The sequence below is a fragment of the Aquabacterium sp. CECT 9606 genome (assembly GCF_918741295.1).
Classification (GTDB): domain Bacteria; phylum Pseudomonadota; class Gammaproteobacteria; order Burkholderiales; family Burkholderiaceae_C; genus Aquabacterium.
Map to the genome: position 1 here is coordinate 63,298 of NZ_CAKKNB010000003.1, position 14,757 is coordinate 78,054.

Genomic DNA, 14,757 nt, shown 5'->3' on the forward strand with positions numbered 1-14,757 from the left:
CCATGAAGTTCACCACGCCCGCCACCACCAACCCCATCGACCAACTCAAGGTCATTGGCAAACCCACGGACCGCATCGACGGCCCGCTGAAGACCTCGGGACGCGCGCCTTACGCTTATGAGCGCCATGACGTCGCGCCCAATGCCGCCTACGGCCACGTGGTGGGCGCGGGCATCGCCAAGGGGCGCATCGCCTCCATGGATCTGAGCGCTGCCCGGACGGCGCCTGGCGTGATCACCATCGTGACCGCCCGCAATGCTGGCAAGCTGGGCAAGGGAGACTTCAACACCGCCAAGCTGTTGGGTGGCCCCGAGATCCAGCATTACCACCAGGCGGTGGCCTTGGTGGTGGCCGAGACCTTCGAGCAAGCACGCGCAGCGGCGCAATTGATCCGGATCGACTATGCCCGCTCGCCTGGCAAGTTCGACCTGGCTGCAGAAAAGGCGTCGGCTCAACTGCCCAAGCCCACCGGCTTCTCGGGCCCACCCGAGTCCAAGGTCGGTGATTTCACCGGTGCCTATGCAGCGGCGCCCGTGCAGTTGGATGCCACCTACAGCACGCCCGACCAATCACACGCCATGATGGAGCCGCACGCCTCAATCGCGGCCTGGAAGGGCGACAAGCTCACCGTCTGGACCTCAAACCAGATGATCGCCTGGAGCGTGGGTGATGTGGCCAAGACGCTGGGCATCCCGAAGGCCAATGTGCGTCTGGTTTCGCCCTTCATCGGCGGAGGCTTCGGCGGCAAGCTTTTTGTGAGGGCGGATGCGCTCCTGGCGGCCTTGGGCGCGCGGGCGGCGCGGCGGCCGGTCAAGGTGGCGTTGCAGCGGCCCTTGGTGGCCAACAACACCACCCACCGGCCGGCTACCATCCAGCGCATCCGCATTGGTGCCACGCGCGCAGGCAAGATCACAGCGATTGCGCACGAGGGCTGGTCGGGTGACCTGCCTGATGGTCAAGCCGAGACCGCCGTCAACCAGACCCGCCTGCTGTACGCCGGGGCCCACCGATTGACGACCACCCGGTTGGCCGTGCTCGACCTGCCCGAGGGCAACGCGATGCGCGCGCCAGGCGAGGCGCCAGGGATGATGGCCCTGGAGATCGCGGTCGACGAAATGGCGGAAATGCTCGGCCTGGATCCCATTGACTTTCGGGTGCTGAACGACACGCAGGTCGACCCTGAAAAGCCGGGACGGCCTTTCTCGCAACGTCGCCTGGTCGAGTGTTTGCAGACCGGCGCGCAGCGCTTTGGTTGGGGCCAGCGCAAGGCCAAGCCAGCCCAGGTTCGCGATGGCCGCTGGCTGGTGGGCATGGGGGTGGCCGCCGCCTTCCGCAACAACCTGGTGACCAAGTCGGGCGCGCGCGTTCGCCTGGACAGCAAAGGCCTGGTCATCGTCGAAACCGACATGACCGACATTGGCACTGGCTCTTACACCATCATTGCCCAGACGGCCGCCGAAGTGATGGGCGTGCCCTTGAACCAGGTGGCCGTGCGGCTGGGTGACTCGGCTCACCCGGCGTCTTCCGGCTCGGGCGGGCAGTGGGGCGGCAACAGTTCCACATCGGGCGTCTACGCGGCTTGCATGAAGCTGCGCGAGGCGGTGGCCAAGAAGCTGGGCATCACTTCACCCGACGTGGTGTTCGCCGATGGCTTGGTCAAGGCAGGCGATCTCAGCATCCCGCTTGGCGAGGCGGCGGGTGCCGACGGCCTGGTGGTTGAAGATTTCATTGAGTTTGGCGATCTGGACAAGAAGTACCAGCAATCCACGTTCGGCGCGCACTTCGTGGAGGTGGGGGTTGATGCCGTCACGGGCGAGATCCGGGTGCGGCGCATGCTGGCCGTCTGTGCCGCCGGCCGCATCCTGAACCCCAAGAGCGCACGCAGCCAGGTGATCGGTGCCATGACCATGGGCGTTGGCGCGGCGTTGATGGAGGAGTTGTCCGTGGACAAACGCCACGGCTTCTTCGTCAACCATGACCTGGCGGGCTACGAGGTGCCCGTGCATGCCGACATCCCCCACCAGGACGTGCTTTTTCTGGACGAGACCGATCCCATCTCCTCGCCCATGAAGGCCAAGGGCGTGGGTGAATTGGGCATCTGCGGGCTCGCTGCCGCCGTGGCCAACGCTGTCTACAACGCGACGGGAATTCGCGTTCGCGATTACCCCATCACGCTCGACAAGTTGCTGGACCGCCTACCCGTGGTCACCTGAACACATGGAAGTGGGGCACGGCCAGCAAATCCAGGTGCCCAATGTCGAGAGACAGCAAACCACGGTGGATGTCGGTCGATCGGTCGGCCAGCCAACTGGACACGGCGGGCTTGCAGGAGGGATCCGTTTCGGCGGCCACGGCGGCCGCTTCCTGGGCCATCTTCAGGAGCATGTCGCTGTGTTTCTGGCCAATGTGCCAATCGCTCGCTTGGGTGCTGACCTGGTAGCCCGCCACGGCGAGTTTGGCCGCGAGGTAGGGTGTTGCCCGCGCGCCCAGCGATGGGCCAAAGCCCTTGTCGCTGCCTTGGTGGGACAAGAAGGCATCGGCAATGAGCTGGTCGGCAGGCCTGGCGGGAAACCATGCGCGCCGGCCATCCACGGTCAAGGAGGCCAGCAGAGGGCGTGGTGTCCGCGCGAGCAGTGCGCTCAGCCGATCCAGCCAGACGGCCGACACCAGGTCCAGAAATGCGGTGGTGACGAGGCCGTCGCATGAGGCCAGATCGATGTCTTCGAGGTCGCGCGCCAGATCGAGCTGCTGGCCGCGAACAAGCCAGCGGGCAGGGCCCGCGTGGATGGCGAGGCCACCTTCATGATCATGGCAGTGCCATCCGCGCCCGCTTGCCCACCTGGTGATCTCGGAACGCTGGGCTGCAAGTAGCAGAGGGTCATGATCGACCAAACGCCATTCCTGGTCGTTTTCCAGCAAGGGCGCCAAGGCCCGGAAGTTCGCGCCCGAACCCGAGGCCAGGTCAATGATGCGCAAGGCGGCAGGGGCCGGTGGCCTCAGCGCATCCCGGAATCCGAGCGTGAGCGATGGACTGCGCGCGGCCAGATCGAAAGGTTCGCGCTGGCGCAGCCAGTCTGCGCTGAACCCGGTGTTCTCCGCGTCAGTCATCGGCTTACCTTGTTCAGGGCTGCCACCCAAGCTTGTACAGCGCTGTCCCAGTCGGGAAGGGCGCTGGCAGCCTGCTCTGCTGCGTTTGACAGCCGAGCGCGCAGGGCGCCATCGGTCAGGGCCTGCTGAAGGGCATCTCGCAGGGCGGGCAGGTCACCTGGCGCAACGACCAAGGCGGCGTCAGCAGGCAGCGTGGCCGCGATGGCGCAGGCCGTGGTGGCAATGACGGGAAGGGCATGTGCAAGCGCCTCGGCGAAGACCATGCCGTAGCCCTCATGGTAGGACGGCAGGACGAAGATGTCGGCACGCTGGTAGGCCTCCGTCAGCCGCTGATCGGGCTGCTCTCCCAGAAGCGCGATGCGGTGGGTCAGGCCATGGGTGGCCATGCGCTCTTGAAGCGCGGCCGAGGCGGCGGGGTCTCTTGTCAGACTACCGATGCAGGTCAGTTGCCAGTCAAGGTGGCGCAGTTGGGCCAGGGCGTCGACCAGCAGCAGATGGCCTTTGCGCGGCGTGACGCTCCCAACTGCCAGCAATTGCAGCGGCCCCTCGCTTTTGGCTTGGCGGATGGTGGTGGGGCGGTGTGTACCCGGGGTGACCACGGCGACACGATCCGTTGGCAGGCCCGCTGCCCGAAGCGCTTGGGCGGTGTGTTTGCTGGGACAGATGGCACCCTTCAAACAGGGCCAAAGCGCGGCCTCAAGCTGTGCGTAGTGGCGGGCGTTCGCCGCATCCAGTCCGGTCTCCAACGACAGCGGATGATGGATGAGGCCGACCAGGTTCAGACGGCTTGCTTGGTCCCTCAAGCAGTCGGCCACGCCAGGCAGCGCCAGTCCGTCGATGATGACCGTGCTGCGGTCCGGCAATCGGGCGAGTGCGGCGGCGGCGAGTGTTCGCGTGGGCTCATCTGCCTGTGGATACCGACCGGCCAGCTCGACCACATTGACCGCCTGGCCAAGCGCGCGCAGACCTTCAATGATGTGCCGGTCGTAGAGGTAGCCACCGGTGAGCTGATCAAGCCGCCCGGGGACCAGAAAAGTCAGCGCCATCAGCGCAACGCGCCTTCGAAGCTCGCCCAGGCAACCGGCGATTCACGCAAGACGACCCGAAGTGATGCCAGCTCGCCTGCCGTGCCGGGCCCCACGGCGCCCTCGGCCACGCGGGCCTTCAGCCGGGCAAAGATCTCACCGGCGAGAAACTCGGTGGTCGTGTTGCGGCCTTTGAACTGCGGCAACTCATCCAGGTTTTTGTAATTGAATTCGCCCAGCACTTCGCGCAGCAACTGCAGCGCCAGCCCGATGTCGCACACCAGCCCATTCTGGTCCAGCGTCGGGCGGCGGAAATCAATCTCGACGTTGTAGGTGGCGCCATGGAGTTGCTGGGCCGGGCCGAAAATTTCGCCGCGGAAGCTGTGGGCGATCATGAAATGATCAGAGACGGCAAGGCTGTACATGGTGGTGTTGAGTTTTCAAGGGGAGGGGGTGATGTCGAAGTCGCATTCGATCATGGTGTCGTCACCCAGCAGGAAACGACGCGTGCGGGGGCGCAGGCTGAGCGCCAGATCATGGATTTCCGGCAGCACCAGGCTGGGGCGGCCGGAGCCGAGGATGACCGGGGCCACGGTGATCTGCAAGCGATGAAGCGCGCCTGCGGCCAGAAAGCGGGACACAGTGATGCCGCCGCCTTCCACGAACAGCCATGACAGCCCACGCAAGGCCAGGATCCGCCGGATTTCGAAAGGGTCAAGGCCATGGTGGCCGCGCGGCACGGGGATCACCTCGGCCTGGCCCCATTGCACCTCAGTGCCGGCTTTGTCGGCGGCCACCAGGATGAGGGTGGGCGCGCTGCCATCGCAAAAAACCCGCTGGCTGCCATCGAGCCGGTGCTCCGGGTCGACGATCACCCGCACGGGGTTGTCGCCTGCGCACAAGCGCACCGTGAGTTGCGGGTCGTCATGCAGGATGGTGTTGGCGCCCACGAGCACTGCATCCGCGATGGCCCGCATGCGGTGGGTGTGCAGCAGGTCTTCTTCACCACTGAGCCAGCGCGACATGCCGCAGGTGGTGGCAATGCGGCCATCAAGGCTCTGCGCCAGGTGGCCCACCACGTAAGAGCCTTTTTGCCGCATGGCGCAGAGCGGGCCGTAAAGCCTGTGGACCGGCGAGTCGCCATGGATCGCGCCACTGTTGTCTTCACCCCGAAGCACGGCCTGCCAGTCGGCTTCGTCCCTTCGTGGTGAAGTCGTGGTCGTCATTTGGCGCAACGGTGAGGTGAAGGCCAGGCGTAATCGATGCGGTGGCACAAGGTGGTGTCCAGGTTGGATGCCGACAAACGCGCGAGCACCGCGGGCAAGGCGGCAAAGGGCGAGGCATCGGTGATCAAGGCATCCAGTGCAGAGTCGCTCAGCAGTGACAAGGCCAGCTCGAAGCGCCGGCGGTGACTCCAGCGAGCGCGCTGTGCGGTGGCCACTTGGCCCACTTGTGAACTTTTGAGCGTGAGCCTGCGCGAGTGAAAGGCACCGCCGAGCGGCACGTTCACCTGGCGCTGGCCATACCAGCTCAGCTCCAGCACAGTGGCCTCGAAGGCAGCCAGATCCAGCGCCGTGGCCAGGCCTGAAGATTGGCCGCTGGCATGGATCACGAGATCGGCTTCCTGGCGAGCGGCGTCGGGCAGGGCAAAGTCCACATGGAGGTGCGCAGCGACGGCGCGCCTGGCCTCTTGTGTGTCCACCAATTGGACTTGACAGCCGGGCAGTCGGGTCGCCAGCCATGCCACCAGCATGCCCACGGCGCCCCCACCGACCACGGCAATGCGGTCGCCCACACGCGGAGTGGCATCCCACAGCGCATTGACGGCCGTCTCCATGTTGGCCGCGAGCACGGCCCGCGCTGGCGGCACGTCCGGGGGCAGCACGTGCACGGCCGTGGCGGGCACCACATAGTGGGTTTGGTGCGGGTACAAGCAAAACACCGTGCGCCCCAGAAGATCATCAGGGCCTTGCTCGACCAGGCCAACGCTGTTGTAGCCGTACTTCACTGGTGCCGGGAAATCGCCTGACTGGAACGGCGCGCGCATGCGCTCAAACTCGCTGTCAGGCACCTCCCCACGAAAAACCAAGGTTTCCGTGCCTCGGCTGATGCCACTGTGCAGTGCCCTGACCAGCACTTGATCGGGCCCCGCCTCCGGCAAGGTCTCTGTGAGCAACTCGGCGTGGCCGGGTTCGGTCAGCCAGCAGGCTTGGGCAAGGGTATCGGCCATTCAGGCCACCGATCCGTGCGTCAAGATGAGTTGCCGCATCTGCGCCGTGACGCAAGCGCCGAGGGCCTTCGCATCACCTTGATCGGCTTTCATCGGCGTGCCGAATGTCACCCTGGCGACCAGGTCTCGGTAACGAGGCAAGGCCACCTGCAATGCGGCTGCCAGCTTCTCTTTGTGGTGCGCCGTGCGGCGCAACAGGGTCAGGGGATGCCGCTGGGCGGCAGGTGAGATGACGTGGCTCACCAGCGCCGGCACAAACTGCGTTTGGGGTGCCAGGCGAGCAAACAAGGCATAGCTGCTGGACCAGTTCTGCAAAGAGGCCGACGCTCGCTCTGAGCCAAAGGTGGCGGGATCAGGCTCGATCTCTCCGGCCGGGAAGGTCAGCAAGGCGCCACCTTCTTTCAGGTGTTGGGCGCCGGCACGAACCACGGCCATGCGACCGGACTCTTCCTCGGGCAAGAAGATCAATTGCCGCGCAACGTGAGGCAAGGCGCGCAGGAAGGGGCGATCCAGGGCAATCACCCGCAAGTCAGGGCGCGATGCCAGGCTGCAGAAAAGTGCCACCGTGTCGGTCATGCCAGGGTGGTTGGCCAGGATGAACACCGGGCCCCGAGCCGGGATGTTTTCCACTCCACAAGTGTGCACGCCAGCGGTCATCTGGCTCATCAACCAGGCGCTGCCTTGCGCCAGGCCGTGGTCGCCCACACAGTTGTCAAACTCATTCGCCGTCCGGGCAAAGCGGCGTGCTGCGGGGCGAAACAGCCGACGCAATGGCGTGCCTTGAAAACGCAACAAGCCGATCGAGTCCATGAAATCGACGATGTTGATTTCAGTGAGCGTATCGATTGACGGTGAGGAGGAGGCAGGCATGGCTCGGCGAAGTGTGAACCTCCACGAAGTCTAGACCACTTCATGATCGGCTCAGACTGAGCGCTGTGACAGAGCATGGGGCCAAATCGCGCAAGACCTCGCAGGCTCTTCCCGAACCTCTCTGCCCGGGATGACCAAGCGGAATGCTTAAGCGCGTTTTTTCCCGCGGCGCAATGCAAACGCCAACACGCTCAGGCCGGCGACCATCAGCTCCACCGTCGAGACTTCAGGCACCGCGAGAGCAACCTTCCAGTCCGACGTATCGGTGGAAAGCGCGCCTGATTGGAAAGCAAGTTGGCCGAAGTAGTCCTGGAAGGCACCGTTGAACAAATAGACTTGTCCGCCGTTACCAAACGAGTCCGTGTGGTTCGCCGAGTACGTCGTGCCATAGAACTCGGTCGATGTCAGGCTGCCTGATGCATTAGTGGTGAAGGCCACCCAGGAATCTAGGCTGTACCAGCCATCCACATAATTCTGTTCGTAGCTGCCTGCGGTCAGGTGGCCCGAGATGATGTCACCGATGGTCCAGGACTGCGACGCCAGCGAGCTTCCGCCGTTGTCTGCAAGCAGTTGGATGGTCAATTGATCGCCTGGGGAGACTCCGGCGATTGAGGACGACGAGATGGTCGTGGTGTAAGTGAAGTTGACCAGTTCAGCATGCGCTGAAGCCGTGGCAAAGGTCAAAACAGAAGCCGCGCAGGCCACTAAAAATCGGTTCATCAATTTCTTTCCTCCCTTGAACATGGTTGAAGCACGGTGGTATCACCGTGTATCAATTGTCATGCAGCGGTGGGCGGTTCAAGTCAATTCTGGATCCCTCAAATGCAGGGGTGCAGGCCATGTCGGACTCTGCAAAGCGATCCTCACTTGCGCGAATTTCTCTGGGATAAACTGCTCGGGCCACCAGTCCATTCCCGTACCAAGTCGCATGCCTGACCAGCTTTCCCTGATGGGCTTCGATGAGCCCCCTCGGCCGACGGACCGGCTGTTCTTCGCCGTGTTCCCGACGGAGGACGCCGCCAGGCGCATCGCCGACCTCGCCTTGCAATTGCGCAGTGAACATGGACTCAGCGGCGCCCCGCTTCAGGCCCAGCGATTCCACATCACCTTGCATCACCTGGGAGACTACGCAGGGTTGCCGCCCGATGTGCTTGCCTTGGCCCTTCAGGCCGGACAGGCGCTTGACGTGCCCCGGTTTGAGATCACCTTCGACCGCGTGGCCAGCTTTTCAGGCCATCCCAGCAAGCGGCCCTTTGTCTTGCGGGGCGGTGACGATGATTTGGCCGCGCTCACAGCCTTTCAGCAAACGCTGGGCATGGTCATGCGGAAAGTCGGCTTAGGGCGCAGGGTGGATGCGCGCTTCACACCGCATGTGACGCTGCTCTACGACTCGCGGCTGGTGGCCGAACAAGCCGTGTCACCCATTCACTGGACTGCGCATGAGTTGGTACTGGTGCACAGCCTGCTGGGGCAGACACGGTATGTGCCGTTGGCGCGCTGGCCCCTGCAAGCGTGACCGTTTGCCGTCGGCAAGCAGATAATCGCGCCATGAAGCAACGAGGGTGACCAAAATGCGAGGTTTGTTTTCATTGGTGGGGTTGCTGGCCGTGTTGGCCATCGTAGGCCTGGTGGCCAGGCAGCAGCTGACAAATGCCGCCAACCAGCGTGCATTGGCTTCAACGGCGTCAGGGGCATCCACGCCCGCCCCGCAGGTCGCCACACCTCAGCAGGGCCAGCAGTTGCAAAAGCAAGTCCAGGATGACGTCAACAAGCTGATGCAAAGCCGCCCTGCGGACATCGATCAGCAAATCGAGCCCAAACCGTGAGCAGTGAAGAAGACGTCGTTTTCACGCCCGCCGACGAAAGCGCCATGCGCATCGCGCTGGACCAGGCCCACAATGCCTGGCTGGCCGGTGAGGTGCCGGTGGGGGCGGTGATCATGCGCGAGGGCCAGGTGATCGCCACTGGCTACAACCGCCCCATCACCACGCACGACCCGACCGCGCATGCCGAGATCGTGGCTTTGCGCCACGCCGCTCAATTGCTGGAGAACTACCGACTGCCCGATTGCGAGCTGTACGTGACGCTGGAGCCCTGCGCCATGTGCGCCATGGCCCTGATGCACGCGCGTTTCAAGCGGGTGGTGTTTGCCGCACCCGATCCCAAAACCGGCGTGGCTGGTTCGGTGCTGGACTTGTTCAGCCACCGGCAGCTGAACCACCACACCCAGATCGTGGGTGGTTTGCTGGCCGAGCCGGCCTCCAAGTTGCTGAAAGCTTTTTTTGCCGAGCGCCGCGCGCAGCTCAAAGCAGAACGCGACGCGGCCAAGGCACTCGACGACGAGCCCATCCCCGTCGGGCAGGTCATTGAACTGCCCGTGGACGACGGCAACAACTGAGCTTAGAGCTTGCGCAACACCACGCTGCCGATCGAGTAGCCCGCGCCAAACGAGCAGATCACTCCGATGTCGTCACGCTTCAGATCGGCGTGGTGAACGTGGAAGGCAATCACCGACCCGGCCGATGACGTGTTCGCGAACTCGTCCAGGATCAGCGGTGCGATGTCTGCGGTGGCTTCGCCACCGATCAGTCTCTTGATCACCAACTGGTTCATGCTCAAGTTGGCCTGGTGCAGCCAGAAGCGGCGCACTTCAGAGGGCTGCGTCCCCAGGTCCTTGAGGTGGGCATCGATGTGGGCGGCGGCCATCGGCACCACTTCCTTGAACACCTTGCGGCCCTCCTGGCGGAAAGTCTTGTCGCGGGCGTTGGGGTCGGTGTCTTCGCAACGGTTCATGTAGCCGAAGTTGTTGCGGATGGCGTTGGAGAACTGCGTGGCCAGCTTGGTGCCCAGCACTTCCCATTGGTCGGTGCTGGTGGCGGTGTCCGCGCGCTCCACGATGACGGCCGTGCAGGCGTCGCCAAAAATGAAATGACAATCGCGGTCACGCCATTCCTGGTGGCCCGAGGTGATCTCGGGGTTGATCACCAGCACGCAACGGGCGGTGCCCGCACGGATCGCATTGACGGCCTGCTCGATGCCGAAAGTGGCCGATGAGCAGGCCACGTTCATGTCGAAGCCGTAACCGCCAGCGCCCAGCGCCTGCTGGATCTCCACGGCCATGGCCGGGTAGCCGCGCTGCATGTTCGAGGCTGCGCAGATCACGCCATCGATGTCCTTGCCTTCCTTGCCAGCCTGTTCCATGGCCTGGCGCGAAGCGTGGACGGCGATCTCGGCCATGAGTGACAGTTCGTCATCAGCACGTGGGGCCAGGCGCGGGTACATGCGCTTGGGGTCCAGCACGCCGCTCTTGTCCATCACATAGCGCTGCTTGATGCCCGATGCCTTTTCAATGAACTCGACGCTGGAGTGCGCCAGGGCCGGGCGTTCGCCCGCCTCGATCTCGGCGGCATGCGCGGCATTTTGCTGATCGACGTAGGCGTTGAAAGACTCGACCAGCTCAGCGTTGGTGATGGTCTGGGAAGGCTTGAACAGCCCCGTGCCGCTGATGACGACTTTGGTCATGGCGCTTCCTTACATGCCTGCATAGTTGGGACCGCCGCCGCCTTCGGGCGTGACCCAGACGATGTTCTGGGTGGGGTCCTTGATGTCGCAGGTCTTGCAGTGCACGCAGTTTTGCGCGTTGATCTGCAGGCGATCCGTGTTGTCTTCGTTCTTGACGAACTCGTACACGCCGGCCGGGCAGTAACGCGATTCAGGACCCGCGTACTTGGCCAGGTTCACATCGACCGGGATCGAATTGTTCTTCAGCGTCAAGTGGGCCGGCTGGTGCTCTTCATGGTTCGTGTTGGACACGAACACCGAGCTCAGGCGGTCGAAAGTGATCTTGCCATCGGGCTTGGGGTAGTCGATCTTGGCGCACTCGGCCGCCGGCTTGAGGAAGGTGTGGTCCGCGGCCGGGTTAGGCAAAGTCCATGGTGGCGCTTTCATGCCCAGCTTGGGCAGCAGCCAGTGTTCGACGCCGGTCATGATCGAGCCGACGTACAGGCCCTTCTTGAACCAGGTCTTGAAGTTCTTTGCACCGTTCAGTTCTTCGTGCAGCCAGCTCTTCTCGAACGCGACGGGGTAGGCGTGCAGTTCGTCGTACTGGCGGCCAGATGTGACGGCAGCAAAGGCCGCTTCAGCGCACAGCATGCCGGACTTGATGGCCGCGTGGCTGCCCTTGATGCGCGAGGCGTTCATGTAGCCCGCATCGCAGCCGATCAAGGCGCCACCGGGGAACACGGTCTTGGGCAGGCTGGGCAGGCCGCCGTTGTTGATGGCGCGCGCGCCGTAGCTGATGCGCTTGCCGCCTTCGATGTGCTTGAGGATGCTGGGGTGTTTCTTCCAGCGTTGCATTTCTTCGAACGGGCTCAACCAGGGGTTCTTGTAGTCCAGGCCGACCACCAGGCCGAGGGTGACCTTGTTGTCTTCCAGGTGGTACAAAAAGCCGCCACCAAAGGTTTGCGAGTCCATGGGCCAACCGGCGGTGTGCACCACCAGGCCAGGTTGGGCCTTGGCCGGGTCGATTTCCCACAGCTCCTTGATGCCGATGCCGAAGCTCGGGGGCGCCTTGCCTTCGTCCAGCTTGAACTTGCTGATCAGTTGCTTGCCCAGGTGGCCACGCGCGCCTTCGGCGAAGATTGTGTACTTGGCCAGCAGTTCCATGCCCAGCTGGAAGTTGTCGGTGGGCTCGCCTTGCTTGTTGATGCCCAGGTTGCCCGTGGCCACGCCCTTGACGCTGCCGTCGGCGTTGTAGAGCACTTCAGCGGCGGCAAACCCAGGGAAGATTTCCACGCCCAGGCTCTCAGCTTGCTGGCCCAGCCAACGCACCACATTGCCCAGGCTGATGACGTAGTTGCCTTCGTTGTGGAAGTTGTTGGGGATCAGCGCCTGCGGGGTCTTGAAGACGCCGGTTTCGCTGGTCATGAACAGCACTTCGTCGGCGGTGACGGGCTGGTTCAACGGCGCGCCGAGTTCCTTCCAGTTGGGGAAGAGCTCGGTGATGGCGCGGGGGTCCATCACGGCGCCCGACAGGATGTGCGCGCCGGGCTCGGAACCCTTTTCAAGCACGCAGACCGAGACTTCTTTTCCACTTGAGGCGGCCAACTGCTTCAGGCGGATGGCCGTGGCCAAACCGCCCGGGCCGGCGCCGATGACGACCACGTCGTATTCCATCGATTCGCGTGGGCCAAACTGCTCAAGGATTTCCTGGGGCGTCATCGTGCTTCCTTCTGCTGGGCGGATGAATGTTGTTGCTGTTCTGGACTAAGTCCGCGATTCTAAAACGTGATGCGTTTCCATTTTGCCGGAAAAAAGCACGATCGTTCGAAAATCTGCATTTCGAGGCCAAACGCCATGTCGCGTGCTAAGGTTCCATGCGCTGAACCCACAAAAAACCCTTGAGAGACTTGCAGAGGAATTGCCACAGCATGAGCTACAACATTGACCTGGCTGGCCGCGTGGCCCTGATCACCGGCGCCTCCAGCGGCCTGGGCACCCAATTCGCGCTGACCCTGGCACAGGCCGGTGCCGCCGTGGTGTTGGCCGGTCGCCGCATCGAGCGGCTCAAAACCTTGCGTGCCGAGATCGAAGCCGCGGGTGGCGACGCCCACGTCGTCGGTATGGACGTGACCGACATCGACAGCATCCGCGCTGCCGTGGCGCACGCTGAAACCGAAGTCGGTGCCATCGACATCCTGATCAACAACTCCGGCGTCAGCACGACCGAGCGCCTGCAGGACGTGACGGCCGACAGCTACGACTTCGTGTTCAACACCAACACGCGTGGTGCGTTTTTCACGGCCCAGGAAGTGGCCAAGCGCATGCTGGCCCGCGCCCAGGGCTCGGCACCAGGCACCTTCACGGGAGGTCGCATCGTCAACATCGCGTCGGCTGGCGGCCTGCGCACCATGCCCATGATCGGCGTGTATTGCATGAGCAAGGCAGCCGTGGTCCACATGACCAAGGTGATGGCGGCGGAGTGGGGCCGTTTCGGCATCACCACCAACGCCATTTGCCCGGGCTACATCGAGACAGAACTGAACTCGCGCCACTTCAACAGCGACGCCGGCCAGAAACTGATCAACATGCTGCCGCGCAAACGCCTCGGCCAGGCCAAAGACCTGGATGCCTTGCTGGTGACCCTGTGCGCGCCGCAAAGCGACTTCATCAATGGCGCTGTCATTTCGGCCGACGATGGCATGACGGCGGCTTGAAAAACTGGGGCCGCGGCCCCATTTGCAGCACATGCGACTCGACATTCCTGAACACAAGATCCTGGTCCACGATGTGACCTTGCCCGTTTACTGGGGCGACATGGACGCCCTCGGGCACGTCAACAACACCGTCTACTTCCGCTACATGGAGCAAGTGCGGGTGTCGTGGATCGCCTCCATGAGCGGCCCTGTCACCAGTGGCGTCGAAGGCCCTGTGATCGCCAACACCTTCTGCAACTTCTACCGCGAGTTGGAGTTCCCGGCGCAGGTGATCGCCAAGCTGTACGTGGCCAACCCAGGCCGCACCAGCTTTGACACCTACGTGACCATTGAGCGGGCTGACGAGCCGGGCGACATTTGCGCGGCCGGTGGCGCCACCTTGGTGTGGGTCAGCTCGGCTGAACGGCGGCCCATCCCGCTGCCCCCCTTCTTGCGCGCCATCGTGGGACCGGCCCCGGCCTTGCCCGGCACCGAGGCACCGCCCGCTTTACCAGGCAAGTGATTGGAGGGGTGGTTTTTCGTCCAATTCTCTGGATTTTTGCGGGTCACCCGGTGTACGCTGGCAATGTTGCGGTGCAGCGAAAACAAGGAGTGATTGGATGAACAAGGTCTATCCCGATGCGGCCAGCGCGTTGGCGGGCATCGTCAAGGACGGTCAGTTGATGGCGGTCGGTGGCTTCGGCCTGTGCGGCATCCCCGAAGCATTGATCGATGCCCTGGCGGCGTCGGGGGTCAAGGACCTGACGGTGATCTCCAACAACGCGGGCGTTGATGGATTTGGCTTGGGCAAGCTGCTCAACACCCGTCAGATCACCAAGATGATTTCCAGCTACGTGGGCGAGAACAAGGAGTTCGAGCGCCAGTACCTGAGCGGCGAGCTGCAGCTCGAGTTCACTCCCCAAGGCACGCTGGCTGAAAAGTTGCGTGCAGGTGGCGCGGGCATCCCCGCTTTCTTCACCAAGACCGGCGTGGGCACCTTGGTGGCCGAAGGCAAGGAAACACGCGAGTTCGATGGCGAAACTTATGTCATGGAGCGCGCCTTGCTGCCCCAGGTGTCCCTGGTCAAGGCCTACAAGGCCGACAAGTCGGGCAACCTGATTTTTCGCCGCACGGCGCGCAACTTCAACCCGGCGGTGGCCATGGCCGGCAAGGTCACCATCGTCGAGGTGGAAGAGCTGCTGGAGATCGGTGAGATCGACCCCGACAGCGTGCACCTGCCTGGCATCTACGTGAACCGCATCGTGGTGAACGCGCACCCTGAAAAACGCATCGAGAAACGCACCATCACCGAAAAGGCAGGAGTCTGACC

16 protein-coding genes are annotated in these 14,757 nt (G+C 63.4%); 7 read left to right on the forward strand and 9 right to left on the reverse strand.

The annotated features are described in order from the left end of the window. Positions 1 to 2: 2 nt before the first annotated feature. The gene (gene paoC, locus LQ232_RS12960; protein WP_230180769.1) at positions 3 to 2,213 is read left to right on the forward strand and encodes an aldehyde oxidoreductase molybdenum-binding subunit PaoC; all 2,211 of its coding nucleotides are present in this window, start codon (positions 3 to 5) and stop codon (positions 2,211 to 2,213) included. Here the strand turns inward: paoC and LQ232_RS12965 are convergent. The 7 genes from LQ232_RS12965 to LQ232_RS12995 form a co-directional block, all read right to left on the reverse strand. Further along, the gene (locus LQ232_RS12965; RefSeq protein ID WP_230180770.1) at positions 2,206 to 3,108 is read right to left on the reverse strand and encodes a hypothetical protein; all 903 of its coding nucleotides are present in this window, start codon (positions 3,106 to 3,108) and stop codon (positions 2,206 to 2,208) included. The two genes, paoC and LQ232_RS12965, sit on opposite strands and share 8 nt — an antisense overlap. Beyond that, positions 3,105 to 4,154: a glycosyltransferase family 4 protein gene (locus tag LQ232_RS12970; RefSeq protein ID WP_230180771.1), complete on the reverse strand. Its 1,050-nt coding sequence runs from the start codon at positions 4,152 to 4,154 to the stop codon at positions 3,105 to 3,107. Before LQ232_RS12970 ends, LQ232_RS12965 begins: the two co-directional genes overlap by 4 nt. Continuing rightward, the gene (locus LQ232_RS12975) at positions 4,154 to 4,558 is read right to left on the reverse strand and encodes a 6-carboxytetrahydropterin synthase (protein ID WP_230180772.1); all 405 of its coding nucleotides are present in this window, start codon (positions 4,556 to 4,558) and stop codon (positions 4,154 to 4,156) included. Before LQ232_RS12975 ends, LQ232_RS12970 begins: the two co-directional genes overlap by 1 nt. Before the next feature lie 15 nt (positions 4,559 to 4,573). After that, positions 4,574 to 5,359: a RibD family protein gene (locus tag LQ232_RS12980; RefSeq protein WP_230180773.1), complete on the reverse strand. Its 786-nt coding sequence runs from the start codon at positions 5,357 to 5,359 to the stop codon at positions 4,574 to 4,576. Beyond that, positions 5,356 to 6,363 (reverse strand): zinc-binding alcohol dehydrogenase, encoded by a 1,008-nt coding sequence (locus LQ232_RS12985; RefSeq protein WP_230180774.1) that lies wholly within the window; start codon positions 6,361 to 6,363, stop codon positions 5,356 to 5,358. The genes LQ232_RS12980 and LQ232_RS12985 overlap by 4 nt, the downstream gene beginning before the upstream one ends. Beyond that, on the reverse strand, positions 6,364 to 7,233 hold the full coding sequence (locus LQ232_RS12990) for a 1-acyl-sn-glycerol-3-phosphate acyltransferase (protein WP_230180775.1): 870 nt from the start codon (positions 7,231 to 7,233) through the stop codon (positions 6,364 to 6,366). It lies immediately after the preceding gene. Between the two features lie 147 nt (positions 7,234 to 7,380). Beyond that, positions 7,381 to 7,953 carry a hypothetical protein gene (locus tag LQ232_RS12995; protein WP_230180776.1) on the reverse strand — a complete coding sequence of 191 codons (573 nt, stop codon included), beginning with the start codon at positions 7,951 to 7,953 and terminating at the stop codon, positions 7,381 to 7,383. Between the two features lie 208 nt (positions 7,954 to 8,161). Between LQ232_RS12995 and LQ232_RS13000 the strand changes: the two genes are divergently transcribed. From LQ232_RS13000 to tadA, 3 genes are read left to right on the forward strand one after another with little or no spacing between them, the layout of a single operon-like run. Further along, positions 8,162 to 8,749, forward strand: a complete 588-nt coding sequence (locus LQ232_RS13000) for a 2'-5' RNA ligase family protein (RefSeq protein ID WP_230180777.1) — start codon at positions 8,162 to 8,164, stop codon at positions 8,747 to 8,749. 46 nt (positions 8,750 to 8,795) lie between these two features. Then, positions 8,796 to 9,059, forward strand: coding sequence for a hypothetical protein (locus LQ232_RS13005; protein WP_371820231.1), 264 nt, complete (start codon positions 8,796 to 8,798; stop codon positions 9,057 to 9,059). Between the two features lie 44 nt (positions 9,060 to 9,103). Beyond that, positions 9,104 to 9,631: a tRNA adenosine(34) deaminase TadA gene (gene tadA / locus LQ232_RS13010; RefSeq protein ID WP_230181590.1), complete on the forward strand. Its 528-nt coding sequence runs from the start codon at positions 9,104 to 9,106 to the stop codon at positions 9,629 to 9,631. A 2-nt stretch (positions 9,632 to 9,633) separates the two neighbouring features. Here the strand turns inward: tadA and LQ232_RS13015 are convergent, their stop codons facing one another. Next, a complete protein-coding gene (locus tag LQ232_RS13015) occupies positions 9,634 to 10,755 on the reverse strand; it encodes a beta-ketoacyl-ACP synthase III (protein ID WP_230180778.1) in 1,122 nt (373 codons plus the stop codon). Positions 10,756 to 10,764: 9 nt separating this feature from the next. Continuing rightward, positions 10,765 to 12,453 (reverse strand): electron transfer flavoprotein-ubiquinone oxidoreductase, encoded by a 1,689-nt coding sequence (locus LQ232_RS13020; RefSeq protein WP_230180779.1) that lies wholly within the window; start codon positions 12,451 to 12,453, stop codon positions 10,765 to 10,767. Positions 12,454 to 12,662: 209 nt separating this feature from the next. Between LQ232_RS13020 and LQ232_RS13025 the strand changes: the two genes are divergently transcribed. The 3 genes from LQ232_RS13025 to LQ232_RS13035 all read left to right on the forward strand — a co-directional run bounded on the left by LQ232_RS13025 (position 12,663) and on the right by LQ232_RS13035 (position 14,755). After that, positions 12,663 to 13,448 carry an SDR family oxidoreductase gene (locus LQ232_RS13025; protein WP_230180780.1) on the forward strand — a complete coding sequence of 262 codons (786 nt, stop codon included), beginning with the start codon at positions 12,663 to 12,665 and terminating at the stop codon, positions 13,446 to 13,448. 31 nt (positions 13,449 to 13,479) lie between these two features. Next, positions 13,480 to 13,950, forward strand: a complete 471-nt coding sequence (locus LQ232_RS13030) for a thioesterase family protein (RefSeq protein WP_230180781.1) — start codon at positions 13,480 to 13,482, stop codon at positions 13,948 to 13,950. A gap of 97 nt (positions 13,951 to 14,047) precedes the next feature. After that, entirely contained in the window at positions 14,048 to 14,755 is a 708-nt protein-coding gene (locus LQ232_RS13035; RefSeq protein WP_230180782.1) for a CoA transferase subunit A, read from the forward strand. Positions 14,756 to 14,757: the final 2 nt, after the last annotated feature.

Coding starts and splice junctions, on each gene's coding strand:
- LQ232_RS12980 (WP_230180773.1), bottom strand. CDS start 5,359: ATGACGACCACGACTTCACCACGAAGGGACGAAGCCGACTGGCAGGCC.
- paoC (WP_230180769.1), top strand. CDS start 3: ATGAAGTTCACCACGCCCGCCACCACCAACCCCATCGACCAACTCAAG.
- LQ232_RS12995 (WP_230180776.1), bottom strand. CDS start 7,953: ATGAACCGATTTTTAGTGGCCTGCGCGGCTTCTGTTTTGACCTTTGCC.
- LQ232_RS12990 (WP_230180775.1), bottom strand. CDS start 7,233: ATGCCTGCCTCCTCCTCACCGTCAATCGATACGCTCACTGAAATCAAC.
- LQ232_RS12970 (WP_230180771.1), bottom strand. CDS start 4,154: ATGGCGCTGACTTTTCTGGTCCCCGGGCGGCTTGATCAGCTCACCGGT.
- LQ232_RS13000 (WP_230180777.1), top strand. CDS start 8,162: ATGCCTGACCAGCTTTCCCTGATGGGCTTCGATGAGCCCCCTCGGCCG.
- tadA (WP_230181590.1), top strand. CDS start 9,104: ATGCGCATCGCGCTGGACCAGGCCCACAATGCCTGGCTGGCCGGTGAG.
- LQ232_RS13035 (WP_230180782.1), top strand. CDS start 14,048: ATGAACAAGGTCTATCCCGATGCGGCCAGCGCGTTGGCGGGCATCGTC.
- LQ232_RS13030 (WP_230180781.1), top strand. CDS start 13,480: ATGCGACTCGACATTCCTGAACACAAGATCCTGGTCCACGATGTGACC.
- LQ232_RS12965 (WP_230180770.1), bottom strand. CDS start 3,108: ATGACTGACGCGGAGAACACCGGGTTCAGCGCAGACTGGCTGCGCCAG.
- LQ232_RS13015 (WP_230180778.1), bottom strand. CDS start 10,755: ATGACCAAAGTCGTCATCAGCGGCACGGGGCTGTTCAAGCCTTCCCAG.
- LQ232_RS12975 (WP_230180772.1), bottom strand. CDS start 4,558: ATGTACAGCCTTGCCGTCTCTGATCATTTCATGATCGCCCACAGCTTC.
- LQ232_RS12985 (WP_230180774.1), bottom strand. CDS start 6,363: ATGGCCGATACCCTTGCCCAAGCCTGCTGGCTGACCGAACCCGGCCAC.
- LQ232_RS13025 (WP_230180780.1), top strand. CDS start 12,663: ATGAGCTACAACATTGACCTGGCTGGCCGCGTGGCCCTGATCACCGGC.
- LQ232_RS13020 (WP_230180779.1), bottom strand. CDS start 12,453: ATGACGCCCCAGGAAATCCTTGAGCAGTTTGGCCCACGCGAATCGATG.